9 protein-coding genes and 1 pseudogene are annotated in these 11,545 nt (G+C 70.7%); 1 reads left to right on the top strand and 9 read right to left on the bottom strand.

Features of this window, described 5'->3' with window-relative positions:
- Positions 1 to 63: 63 nt before the first annotated feature.
- The 3 genes from pyrH to rpsB form a co-directional block, all read right to left on the bottom strand.
- Positions 64 to 834, bottom strand: a complete 771-nt coding sequence (gene pyrH / locus JNO44_RS29990) for a UMP kinase (protein WP_039632372.1) — start codon at positions 832 to 834, stop codon at positions 64 to 66.
- Between the two features lie 161 nt (positions 835 to 995).
- Positions 996 to 1,832, bottom strand: coding sequence for a translation elongation factor Ts (gene tsf, locus JNO44_RS29985; protein WP_205366834.1), 837 nt, complete (start codon positions 1,830 to 1,832; stop codon positions 996 to 998).
- 107 nt (positions 1,833 to 1,939) lie between these two features.
- Positions 1,940 to 2,788 carry a 30S ribosomal protein S2 gene (gene rpsB, locus JNO44_RS29980; protein ID WP_039632376.1) on the bottom strand — a complete coding sequence of 283 codons (849 nt, stop codon included), beginning with the start codon at positions 2,786 to 2,788 and terminating at the stop codon, positions 1,940 to 1,942.
- A gap of 337 nt (positions 2,789 to 3,125) precedes the next feature.
- On the opposite strand from rpsB, the gene JNO44_RS45205 reads away from it, so the two are divergent.
- Positions 3,126 to 4,478: a peptidoglycan DD-metalloendopeptidase family protein gene (locus JNO44_RS45205; protein ID WP_420882703.1), complete on the top strand. Its 1,353-nt coding sequence runs from the start codon at positions 3,126 to 3,128 to the stop codon at positions 4,476 to 4,478.
- A 244-nt stretch (positions 4,479 to 4,722) separates the two neighbouring features.
- Here the strand turns inward: JNO44_RS45205 and JNO44_RS29970 are convergent, their stop codons facing one another.
- From JNO44_RS29970 to JNO44_RS29945, 6 genes and pseudogenes are all read right to left on the bottom strand, one after another.
- Positions 4,723 to 5,262 (bottom strand): TetR/AcrR family transcriptional regulator, encoded by a 540-nt coding sequence (locus JNO44_RS29970; protein ID WP_205370751.1) that lies wholly within the window; start codon positions 5,260 to 5,262, stop codon positions 4,723 to 4,725.
- A 416-nt stretch (positions 5,263 to 5,678) separates the two neighbouring features.
- Positions 5,679 to 6,515, bottom strand: a complete 837-nt coding sequence (whiG, locus tag JNO44_RS29965; protein WP_205366833.1) for an RNA polymerase sigma factor WhiG — start codon at positions 6,513 to 6,515, stop codon at positions 5,679 to 5,681.
- Positions 6,516 to 6,889: 374 nt separating this feature from the next.
- Positions 6,890 to 8,299 carry a DNA-processing protein DprA gene (dprA, locus tag JNO44_RS29960; RefSeq protein ID WP_205366832.1) on the bottom strand — a complete coding sequence of 470 codons (1,410 nt, stop codon included), beginning with the start codon at positions 8,297 to 8,299 and terminating at the stop codon, positions 6,890 to 6,892.
- A gap of 346 nt (positions 8,300 to 8,645) precedes the next feature.
- A pseudogene (locus JNO44_RS29955) lies at positions 8,646 to 10,239 on the bottom strand (YifB family Mg chelatase-like AAA ATPase); the annotation flags it as partial.
- Positions 10,239 to 10,637, bottom strand: a complete 399-nt coding sequence (locus JNO44_RS29950) for a YraN family protein (RefSeq protein ID WP_205370749.1) — start codon at positions 10,635 to 10,637, stop codon at positions 10,239 to 10,241. The gene JNO44_RS29950 and the pseudogene JNO44_RS29955, both read right to left, overlap by 1 nt.
- Positions 10,638 to 11,236: 599 nt before the next feature.
- Positions 11,237 to 11,545 carry a DUF2469 domain-containing protein gene (locus JNO44_RS29945; RefSeq protein WP_003980220.1) on the bottom strand — a complete coding sequence of 103 codons (309 nt, stop codon included), beginning with the start codon at positions 11,543 to 11,545 and terminating at the stop codon, positions 11,237 to 11,239.

Genomic DNA, 11,545 nt, shown 5'->3' with positions numbered 1-11,545 from the left:
CACGACCGGGGGTTGCCGCCCGTACGGGCCGACGCCCGCACGGAATCACGGCAGTTGAGGCCGTCAGGCCCGGGTGTTCTGATCGCTGACGAGCGTGCCGATCTTCTCACCCTTCACCGCACGCGCGATGTTCCCCTCGGCGAGCAGCTCGAACACGAGGATCGGGAGCTTGTTGTCCCGGCACAGCGTGATGGCCGTGGCGTCGGCGACCTTCAGGTCGCGCGTGATGACCTCGCCGTATTCGAGGGCGTCGAACTTGACCGCGTCCGGGTTCTGCTTGGGGTCGGAGTCGTAGACCCCGTCCACACCGTTCTTGCCCATCAGCATCGCCTCGGCGTCGATCTCCAGGGCGCGCTGGGCGGCGGTGGTGTCGGTGGAGAAGTACGGCATGCCCATGCCGGCGCCGAAGATGACGACCCGGCCCTTCTCCAGGTGGCGCACCGCGCGCAGCGGGATGTACGGCTCCGCGACCTGGCCCATGGTGATCGCCGTCTGAACGCGGGAGTCGATGCCCTCCTTCTCCAGGAAGTCCTGGAGGGCCAGGCAGTTCATGACCGTACCGAGCATGCCCATGTAGTCGGAACGGGCCCGGTCCATACCGCGCTGCTGCAGTTCGGCGCCGCGGAAGAAGTTGCCGCCGCCGATCACGATGGCGATCTCATAGCCGTCACGAACCACCGCGGCGATCTCGCGGGCGATGGCGTGCACGACATCGGGGTCGACACCCAGTCCGCCGCCACCGGCGAAGGCCTCGCCCGACAGCTTCAGAAGGAAGCGGCGCCTGCCGCCGTTCCCGGCTTTGTGTGTGTCCGCGCCGTCGGCACCGTGATTCATTGAGCTCTCCTCGTGCACATACGAAGAAGGCCATTGCCGTGGGTCTGGTCAGATCCCTGTCCGGCAATGGCCTCCTCGTCACATCTGCGGCCGACCGATGAGCGGCCGACTGCGTACGACCCTAGCGGGGCCGTAGGTCATTCGCTGCCTTCGCGGCAGGCTCAGATGCCGACCTTGATGCGCGAGAAGCGCTTCAGGGTGACACCGGCCTCCTGGAGGACCTTCTCGACGGACTTCTTGTTGTCGAGCGCGTACGGCTGACCGAGCAGCGTCGCGTCCTTGAAGAAGCCGTTGAGGCGACCCTCGACGATCTTCGGCAGGGCGGCCTCGGGCTTGCCCTCGGCGCGGGTGGTCTCCTCGGCGACGCGACGCTCGGCCTCGACGACCTCGGCCGGGACGTCCTCCTTGGAGAGGTACTTCGGGGCGAAGGCGGCGATGTGCTGCGCAATGCCCTTGGCGACCTCGGCGTTCTCCTTGTCGAGCTCGACAAGGACACCGATCTGCGGCGGCAGGTCAGGCATGGTGCGGTGCATGTACGCCATCACGTAACCGTCGGCGAACTGCGCGAAGCGGTCCAGGACGATCTTCTCGCCGAGGTTGGCGTTGGCCTCGTCGACGAACGCCTGGACGGTCTTGCCGGCCTCGATCTCGGAGGCGAGCAGAGCCTCGATGTCGGCCGGGTTGGTCTTGGCGACGTGCGCGGCCAGGGCGTTGGCGACGGACTGGAACTTCTCACCCTTGGCGACGAAGTCCGTCTCGCACTTCAGCTCGAGGATGATGCCGGAGGTGTTGTCGTCGGCGATCAGGGAGACCACCGCGCCGTTCTCGGCGGAGCGGCCCTCGCGCTTGGCGACGCCCTTCTGACCCTTGACGCGCAGGACCTCGACGGCCTTGTCGACGCTACCCTCGGCCTCTTCCAGGGCCTTCTTGCAGTCCATCATGCCGGCGCCGGTGAGCTCGCGGAGCTTCTTGACGTCAGCGGCGGTGTAGTTCGCCATGGTCTGTGAATCTCTTCTCGGAATCGCGGAAGTCGAAAGATCTACGGGTGGACGGCGGGGGAGGCGCTTGTGGCGCCCTCCCCCGCCGTCATCAACCGGTCTTGAGGTCAGCCCTGCTCGGCCGGCTTCTCGGCCTCGGCGGCCGGGGCCTCGGCCTTGGGGGCCTCGTCGTCGGACTTCTTGTCGCCCTCGAGCAGGTCGCGCTCCCACTCGGCGAGCGGCTCGCCGGCCTTCTCGCCCGGCTTCTGGTCGCCGGTGGCGGCGCCGGAGCGGGCGATCAGGCCCTCGGCGACGGCGTCGGCGATCACGCGGGTGAGCAGGGTGACGGAGCGGATCGCGTCGTCGTTACCCGGGATCTTGTAGTCGACCTCGTCCGGGTCGCAGTTGGTGTCGAGGATCGCGACAACCGGGATGTTGAGCTTGCGCGCCTCGCCGACGGCGATGTGCTCCTTCTTGGTGTCCACGATCCAGACGGCGCTGGGCACCTTCTGCATCTCGCGGATACCACCGAGGGTCTTCTCCAGCTTGGCCTTCTCGCGGGAGAGGACCAGGAGCTCCTTCTTGGTGAGGCCGGAGGCGGCCACGTCCTCGAAGTCGATCTGCTCAAGCTCCTTGAGGCGCTGCAGACGCTTGTAGACGGTCGAGAAGTTGGTCAGCATGCCGCCGAGCCAGCGCTGGTTCACGTAGGGCATGCCCACGCGGGTCGCCTGCTCGGCAATGGCCTCCTGGGCCTGCTTCTTCGTACCGACGAACATCACCGAGCCGCCGTGGGCGACGGTCTCCTTGACGAACTCGTAGGCGCGGTCGATGTACGACAGCGACTGGAGCAGGTCGATGATGTAGATGCCGTTGCGCTCGGTGAAGATGAAGCGCTTCATCTTCGGGTTCCAGCGGCGGGTCTGGTGCCCGAAGTGGACGCCGCTCTCCAGCAGCTCCCGCATCGTGACGACGGCCATGGCCGTACTCCTTGTTTTCTCGGTTCCACCACGACCGGTCGGCCGCGGTGCCTGACGCCCCGACGCGCCTGCCAGGGAGGAACCGGGTGGAACCTTCCGAGGACCGAGAGCGCGGCCGACGTGCTGCCCGAATGGGACTGCTGCACTGGTGGCGGGGCGTGCGAAGTCGACCCGGTGACCCGGATCGCCATCAGAAGTGTACGGGACGGGCGATGCACCGGGCGACACGCACCATTTCGCGCCCTGCAGGGGTGACGCCGTTATCCACAATCGGCCCGTCGTCCACAGCTTTTGACCAAGATCCGCGCGCCGGTCCCGCATCCGCCATGGTCAACACATGCGACGACTCACCGGCCCCGCAAGGCGGCGCCCCCTCACCACACGCCCACCCTCCCGACGACAGACCGTGCCCCGCCCACGACGCTCCGCCCACAAGCCCGACCAGCACACCCGCCAGAAGCCACCCCCTGACGAACGCCCCCGCCAGCCCCACGTGCCACGCCCCCGTCACCCACACCCACGCCCACACCCACGGGACCACCAGGGCCCACCGCCCACAGGCCGAGCGTCGGCACCATCACCGGACCCGCCTGCGGAAGTCCCGCCTCCGGGGCCGACGGCCCCCGGACGGGGGCCGGAACCGGAGCAGGAGGTGGCACCAGGATCGGAAACGGAATCCGAAACAGGAACGGGAAGAGGACCGGGACCGGGGCCAGGACCAGCGTCGGCTTCGGATAAGGCGACGGCGAGACAAGCACCGCCCGTGGCTCGTGACGGCAGCGCCGCCACCGGACGGCGCTGGCTTCCTGCCCTCGCCATGTGCGCCCTGCATGTCGTGGTCGTACCCGCGGTGGGGGTGGGCACGATCGAAGTGACAACGGGGGTGGCCGAGGCTGCGGCGCCGTATGCCGAAGCGGCACCGGGCCCCGGACCAACGACTCCGACGCTGGAGCGTTCCTGGCCCGTCGACGGTCCTGCCGGCACACGACCCGCAGTGTTACGCGGCTGGGAACCTCCCCCAACCCCATGGGCGGCGGGGCACAGAGGCGTAGACCTGGCCGCATCCGGCGGCGCAGTCGTCAGGGCCGCCACGCCCGGACAGATCGCATTCGTCGGCACGGTCGCCGGCCGCGGCGTCCTCACCATCGAGGTGTCCGGCTCGGGTCACCCTCCCTTGCACACCACGTACGAGCCGGTCCGCGCCACCGCCCGCAAAGGCCAACGCGTCACCGCAGGCCAGCCGGTCGGCATGCTGGAGGACGGCCCTTACCACTGCCGTGCTCCCTGCCTCCACTGGGGCCTGCGCCGCGGTACGGCCTACCTCAACCCCCTCTCGCTCATGCCGCCAGCCGCGTTCCGCAACGGACCCTCACGACTGCTCCCCGTCTTCGGCATCCCCTTACCGGGAGGCGTCCCGGCAATCGGACCGTCCCGTCCGCATCGTGAGCATCGTGAGCACCCTGCGCCAACGGCCCACGAAACGACGGACGTGTCGGCGGGAACCACGGGCGCGGCCCTACTCGGAGCGATCACTCTCGCGGGCGCTGCGCTGTGGGCCTTGGGGCGGCTCCGTCGTCCACCGGAGGCGAGCCGGCGAGCCCGACTTCGCAGCCCTAGCCGTTGGGCTGCGATCGGGAAAAGGCAGCGGAGGCGATGCGGCGCGAGAGCGGCGGTGAAGAGCGGCACGTAAAGGAGAGCGGGGCGATGCCTATGCGAACGGTACGAACGTAGGGCCCGGTTTGCCGTGCCCTACGGGCCCCGCCATGCGGTGCGCGCGATACGCGATAGCAGACCATTTCGAGCTGCTGGTTGCCGGCTGCCGGCTGACAGGGGTGGTGGAGGAGGAGCGGGGGCGGGGGGCGGGGGGCGGGGGCGGGGCCCCAGGGGGCAGAGAGGCCGCCCCCCAAGGCCGCCCCTCAAGCCCGCACCAGGCTTCAGCCGCGCACCCCGTTGAGGACCATGGCCACCGCTGCCTCGGTGATCTCTTCCGGGTTCTCGGCGGCGCCGAGTTCGATACGACGGACCGCGGCGTCGACGACGCCCTGAAGCAGCATCGCGGCGAGGCGGGGTTGGGTGTGGCCGAGGGCGGCCAGCGCCTCGACGATCATGGCGATCAGTCCGCCGTGCGCCGCGCGGATCTTCTCCCGCGCCCCGGCGTCCAGTTCTCCGGCGGAGATGGCGACGACGGCGCGGTGCCGTCGGTCACCGACCAGTGCCAGTTGCCGGCGCACATACGCCTCGACCTTCGCCTCGGGCGTCTCGGCGCCCTCCATCGCCGCCTCGACTTCCGCGGCCCATACAGGGAAGTCGACGGCACACAGTTCTTCGACGACAGCCGCTCGGGAGCGGAAGTACTCGTATACGGAGGAGCGCGCGAGTCCCGTGCGCTCGGCGAGGGCAGGGAAGGTCAGCGCCTCCGTTCCGCCCTCGGACAACAAGGTGCGGGCGGCGTCCAAGAGGGCGCCGCGCTGCATCGTCCGGTGCTCGGCCACCGAGGCCGCTCGAATCCTGGGCACGTCACCACTCTACGGATGGCGTCCTCGCCGTGGCACTCCGCATCGCGACACAGATCTGTGCCAGTGCGGCCGTCGGCTCCTCATCGGCCTGTCACCCGCAGGGCGATCAAGGACGCAAAGGGCGGCAAGCGGCACCTCGTTCCCCTCCCCCTTCCCCGCTGGGCGCATAGACTGCCCCACCCACCACTCCAGGCCCAATCCGCCTGGTGGGCCCGAGAACCGCCGTGCCCCAGCAGTAGTCCGGTCGCCCCTGTCCGGTAGTCCGGTCGTCCCCCTAGCCCGGTCGCCGGGAAGCCACCCCACACAGCGGCGCACCTAACCCCTCCCAGCCGTCGCCGGTTCGGCTCGACGCTCGCGTCCCGGGCGCCTGGCCCTCAGCGTCCGACGTCCGCCAGCTTGGCGCGGAGCTGGAGGACGGACTTGGTGTGGATCTGACTGACCCTGCTCTCGGTGACGCCGAGGACGTTGCCGATCTCGGCGAGGGTGAGGCCCTCGTAGTAGTAGAGGGTGACCACGGTTTTCTCACGGTCGGGCAGGGTGTTGATGGCGCGCGCCAGCAGCCGTCTCAGTTCGCGGTCCTCGGCGATCTCGACGGGGTTCTCGGCGGCGGTGTCCTCCAGGGTGTCCATCAGGCTGAGGCGCTCACCGCCCTCGCCACTGACGTGGAGCAGTTCTTCGAGCGCGACGACGTTCGCCAGGGACAGTTGGCTGAAGACGCCGTGGAGTTCCTCCAGCGGGATGCCCATCTCGCCGGCGACCTCGGCCTCGGTCGGCGTGCGGCGCAGCTGCGCTTCGAGGGTCGCGTAGGCGCGCTCCACGGCACGGGCCTTCTGTCTCACCGATCGGGGAATCCAGTCCAGGGCACGCAGTTCGTCGATCATCGCGCCGCGGATGCGGGTGATGGCGTAGGTCTCGAACTTGATGGAGCGTTCGGGCTCGAACTTCTCGATGGCGTCGATCAGTCCGAAGACTCCGGAGGAGACGAAGTCGGCCTGCTCGACGTTGGGGGGCAGGCCGACGCTGACCCGGCCGGCGACGTATTTGACCAGTGGCGAGTAGTGCAGGATCAGCTGTTCCCGCAGGCGTCCGTCGCCTGATGCCTTGTAGGAGCGCCACAGCTCGTCGACCGAGGAGGGCGGGGCGGGGCGCACGCTGCCGCGCGCGGCGGGTGGTGCTGCCGCGCGGTCAGACCCGGAGGTGTGCTGGGGCATTCGTCGCCTTGAGCCGTTCTGCCGAGACGGGGGTGGGTGGATGCATGAGGCTTGAACTGTCGTGAGCGTAGCGTGACCGCGGCGTCGCGGTGTGCGAGGAAGGCGGGTTGGGTGTGCGCAGATACGTTCCGCTGCCCGCACCTCAGGGTTACTTCGCGCGACACGGCGGCACCCGGAAGGAGTCCCGGGGGCGCGTCCGCCGGGGGCGCCCGCCGGGCGGGCGCCCCCGGCGGACGCGCCGGCCTGGCGTGCGGGAACCCGTGCGTACGTTGTGCCGTGCCGTCGCGCTCCAACGGGTCGGCCGCACGCGCCGAACCACGGCAAATCTGGATTCTGCGGTCATTCCCCTCACCCTTTCACCCGTTCGCGCCAGGTCAAGTACCGCCTCGCCGGGAACCTTCGGTCGAGTTGACACGGCGGGCCAACTCCCAGCGTTCACCGCACCTTTGAACGAATCCCAAGGACTGCAGCTCGAAGAGCTTGCCCCGGGTGAGGTCGCGGGGCGTGCCCGACTCCCGCGCGACGTGTTCGGTATCGGCGCCGCCGCGGGCGGGCAGCGCTTCGAGCACGCTGCGGGCGACCGGGTCCAGCAGGTCGTGCGCGAGGGTCGGGCCGCGGCGCTCGGGGGCGAGGTCTCCGATGCTGCCGACGAGTTCGATGACCTCGTCGGCGTCGGTGACCACCGCCGCCTCGCCGCGCAGGAGTTGATGCACCCCGGCGGACAGTCCGCTGGTGACCGGACCCGGCATGCCCATCGTGAAGCGTCCGAGGGCCAGGGCGCGCCGTGCGGTGACCAGTGAGCCGCTGCGGAGTTCGGCTTCCACGACGACCGTGCCGCGGGTGAGGGCGGCGATGACGCGGTTGCGCTGGATGAAGCGGCTCCGGGTGGGGTGGTCGCCGGGCGGCAACTCGGCCACGAGCAGGCCCTGTTCGGCGATCCGGTCGATCAACTCGGTGTGTCCGCGCGGATAGGGATGGTCCACTCCGGAGGCGAGCACGGCGACGGTCGCCCCGTCCGCGGCGAGCGCGCCGCGGTGGGCGGCACCGTCGATCCCGTACGCGGCCCCGGAGACGATGGTCCAGCCGCGGTCGGTGAGTCCGGCGCCGAGGGTGGTGGCGAGGTGGGCGCCGTATTCGGTACAGGCGCGTGCTCCGACCACGGCGACCGAGCGCAGCGCCCAGATCCGCAGGTTGGCGGTGCCGCGTACCCAGAGGCCGATGGGGCGGGCGTCTCCGAGATCGTCCAGCTGGCCGGGCCATTCGTCGTCGCCGGGGCAGATGAAGCGTCCGCCGAGCGCGGCGACGGCGGCGAGGTCGGCTGCGGGGCGGGCTCGCGCGGCGCGCAGCCGGAGGCCCGCGATCTTGGTGAGGCTGGCGCCGAGGGGCGGGGGCACGTCGTCCTGGGAGAGAGCGTGCCAGAGGGCCACCGGGCCCATCTCGCGCAGCCAGCGGCCGGCGGTTTCGTCACCGGGTTCGAGGATGCGGGTGAGGGCGGCGCGGGCCGCTCGCTGTGGTTCGTAGGATTCGTGCGCGGTGGGTGCCGGGCGGTGTGCGCGGGGCTTTCGGGGTGTGCTGGGCCTTGCCGTCGGACGCTCGATGGGCGTCGTCGTGGCGCGGTCGGCGTCTGGGCGTGCGCGGTGGGTGGGACAGGGTCCGCCGGCCTCCGCCCCCGTTCCCGGTCCTGTCCCCGTCGCTGGCTGAGGCTCAGGTACCGGTTGCGGGTCGGCTACCGGTTTCGGCTCCTCCTCACCTGTGACGAAGCCCCATTCATCGATGGTGTTCATCGTTCACCTCGGCCGTCCGGGGCGGGGGCGAGGGCGATCCGCGGGCGGGGGTCCGGCGTCTTTCGCAGCCTCTCCCCCGGTGCTGTCACCGGTGACGTTCCTGCGCCGGCCGTGCCCGTTTCCGCGCCCCTGCTCCCGGTGTCCGGTTCCTCTCCCGTCTCAGCGGTATGAGCCGGTGCGGTCCTTGCTTTCTCTCGTGCGGCGGCTCTCGCTCGGTCGCTGGGTCGTGTCGCCGCCCCCGGGCCCCCTCCGGCCCCGGCCCTTGCGCCGTCGTGCGCTCGTGTCCCCACTGCCGTTCCCCCCGCCGCCCTTCCCGTCGTCGGCTTTCCCGTCGTCGGCTTTCCCGTCGTCACCGCGCCGCGTCGTACCCCCGTGCGGAGTTCCAGCGCCCAGTTGACGTCCTCCTTCGTCGGGCGGTCGCGGCCGGCGAGGTCGGCGGCGGTCCAGGCGACGCGCAGAACGCGGTCGAGGCCACGGGCGGTCAGGAGGCCGCATTCCAGGTCGCGTTCGGCTTGGGCGAGGGCGCCGGGGTGGACCGGCCAGCGGGTGCGCAGTTCGTGGCCCGGTACCTCGCTGTTGGTCTGCCAGGGCGTGCCGGCGAAGCGGGCCGTGGCGCGCTCGCGGGCGGCGCGGATGCGTTCGGCGACGGCGGCGGTGGATTCGGCGGCGCGGCCGAGTGCGATGAGTTCGGAGCGGGCGACCGGTTCCACGGAGATCCGTAGATCGACCCGGTCCATCAGCGGCCCGGAGAGTCGGGCGCGGTAGCGGCGGACCGAGGAGGGCCGGCACTCGCAGCCGCCGGCGGTGGTGCCGTGACGTCCGCACGGACAGGGATTGGCCGCGAGGGCGAGCAGGAAGCGTGCGGGCATCCTCATCATGCCGCCGGCGCGGGCCACGACGATGTGGCCGGATTCGAGCGGTTGGCGGAGTGCGTCCAGGACGCGTGGGCTGCATTCGGCGGCCTCGTCGAGGAACAGCACACCGTGGTGGGCGAGCGAAACGGCCCCTGGGCGGGGCAGGCCGGTCCCACCGCCGACGAGGGAGGCCATGGTCGCGGAGTGGTGCGGGGCGCAGTAGGGCGGGCGGTGGACCAGTGGCTGGCCCGGCGGGAGGGTGCCGGCGACCGAGTGGACGGCGGTGACCTCCAGGGATTCCTTGGGGGTCAGAGGCGGCAGCAGTCCGGGGAGGCGTTCGGCGAGCATGGTCTTGCCTGCGCCCGGTGGGCCTTTCAGAAAGATGTGGTGGCGTCCGGCGGCGGCCACTTCCAGGGCACGTCGGGCGTCGTGCTGGCCCGCGACGTCGGAGAGGTCGGGGAGGTGGTCGCCGTGCGGCAGTCCCGCGGTGACGCCGGTGCCGGGCATGACGAGCCCGGCCAGGAGCGGGTCGGGGCGGCCTTCGTCGAGGGGGTTTTCCTCGTCGAGGACCGGTTCGTCGGCGAGGACGGCGATGAGTTGCCGCAGGCTGCGGATGCCGAGGACGGAGACGCCGGGGACGAGTGAGGCTTCGGCGACGGTCTGTTCGGGCACGACGACCTGGCGGTATCCGGCGTCGGCGGCGGCGAGGACGGCGGGCAGCACGCCGCGGACGGGGCGGACGCGGCCGTCGAGGCCGAGTTCGCCGATCATCATCAGGTCGGTGAGCTCGCGGGGGTCGAGGCGTTCGGCGGCGCCGAGGACCGCGCAGGCCACGGCGAGGTCGAAGCCGCTGCCGCTCTTGGGGACGGATGCGGGGCTGAGGCCGACGGTGAGCTTCTTCTGCGGCCATTCGGCGCCGGAATTGACGACGGCTGCGCGGACTCGATCCCGGGATTCGACCAGGCTCTTGTCAGGCAGTCCGACGAGGGTGAAGGCGGCCACGCCGGGCTCCAGGTCGGCCTGGACCTCGACGACGACTCCTTCGACGCCCACGAGGGCGACGGAGCAGGTGCGGGCGAATCCCATCACGCCACCCCTCGTACGTGTTCGACCACGGGGGCGCCGCGGGCGGGCAGCAGGATGCCGATGACGTCGATGCGTACGCCGCCGGGTGGTGGGCCGCCGTGCCGTTCCAGCCAGCGTTCGGCCAGTAGGCGCAGCCGAGTGGCCTTCTCGGGGCGGACGGCCGCCATGGGGTGTTCGTACCAGCCGGCGCGGCGGGTCTTGACCTCGCAGATGACCAGGGCGTCACCATCGACGGCGACAATGTCGATCTCTCCGTGGCGGCAGCGCCAGTTGCGGGCGAGGATCCGCATGCCGGCTTCTGTGAGTCGCCGGACGGCCAGGTCTTCGCCGTAGCGACCGAGGGCGCTGCGGGACGTGGTCGGTGGAGCCGGCCGCGCGGGCTGTGCCGGGCGCGCGATCTGCGGTGCGGACGCCGTCTGCGCCGTGTCCGTCGTTCGTGGCGCCGGGGATGGCTTCCCGGTCGCCGTCGAGGGCCTCTCCCCGGCTGTCGGGGGCCTTTCCCGGGCCGTCGTCGGGGACCGGTCTTCCGGGTGCCTTCGCCGCTTGCGATGCCGCGCACCGGGGCCCCGGCCCGGGGTCCCGGACGTGCGGCGCGCGGCCCCCGGCCTGTGGGGATCGGCGCCTGATCCGTGCGTCCCGGCCCTGGCCCCGCCGGCCCCGGCCGCCGCCCCACCATCGCCGTCGCGGTCGCGGTGGTGGGCTGCCGGATCGGCGTTCCCCGGTGTGTGCGGTGTGTACGGCGTGTGCTGTGCGGTGCGTGCGGTGTCCTCGGCCTGGCGGCCGGTCTGTGTGGCGTTCATGCGGTACCACCTCCGGCACCGACTGTGACGCCCCCACCCGGATCTATTGGATCTTGGTGGACAACCGCATGGTTGTGGATAACTCCGTCACCCGTCAGGGCGACGCACGGCGGCCGGGCAGCCTGCAGCGGCCGGCGCCAGGCCGGCCGAACCAGCGGGCCTAGCGCCGGAGGCTCGGCTCCGCGATGCGGGGGGGCTCAGCTCCCCGGAAGATCCAGATCGCTCTTGTTCAGCTCTTCGATGTTCACGTCCTTGAACGTGAGTACCCGCACCTGCTTGACGAACCGGGCTGGTCGGTACATGTCCCAGACCCAGGCGTCGGCCATCGAGACCTCGAAGAACACTTCACCCTGGACCGAGTGCACCTGCATCTCGTAGTCGTTGGTGAGGTAGAAGCGACGCTCGGTCTCGATCACATATTTGAACAGCCCGACGACGTCGCGGTACTCCCGGTAGAGCTTCAGCTCCATCTCGGTCTCGTACTTTTCGAGGTCCTCGGCGCTCAT

Source organism: Streptomyces noursei (assembly GCF_016917755.1).
Lineage (GTDB): Bacteria > Actinomycetota > Actinomycetes > Streptomycetales > Streptomycetaceae > Streptomyces > Streptomyces yunnanensis.
Note: the sequence above shows the minus strand (reverse complement) of the source record. Positions and strands in the feature narration are given on the sequence as shown.

Excerpts from the sequence above, each read along its gene's own strand:
- pyrH (WP_039632372.1), bottom strand. The coding sequence starts at position 834 with ATGAATCACGGTGCCGACGGCGCGGACACACACAAAGCCGGGAACGGC.
- tsf (WP_205366834.1), bottom strand. The coding sequence starts at position 1,832 with ATGGCGAACTACACCGCCGCTGACGTCAAGAAGCTCCGCGAGCTCACC.
- rpsB (WP_039632376.1), bottom strand. The coding sequence starts at position 2,788 with ATGGCCGTCGTCACGATGCGGGAGCTGCTGGAGAGCGGCGTCCACTTC.
- JNO44_RS45205 (WP_420882703.1), top strand. The coding sequence starts at position 3,126 with ATGCGACGACTCACCGGCCCCGCAAGGCGGCGCCCCCTCACCACACGC.
- JNO44_RS29970 (WP_205370751.1), bottom strand. The coding sequence starts at position 5,262 with ATGCAGCGCGGCGCCCTCTTGGACGCCGCCCGCACCTTGTTGTCCGAG.
- whiG (WP_205366833.1), bottom strand. The coding sequence starts at position 6,515 with ATGCCCCAGCACACCTCCGGGTCTGACCGCGCGGCAGCACCACCCGCC.
- dprA (WP_205366832.1), bottom strand. The coding sequence starts at position 8,299 with ATGAACACCATCGATGAATGGGGCTTCGTCACAGGTGAGGAGGAGCCG.
- JNO44_RS29945 (WP_003980220.1), bottom strand. The coding sequence starts at position 11,545 with ATGAGCGCCGAGGACCTCGAAAAGTACGAGACCGAGATGGAGCTGAAG.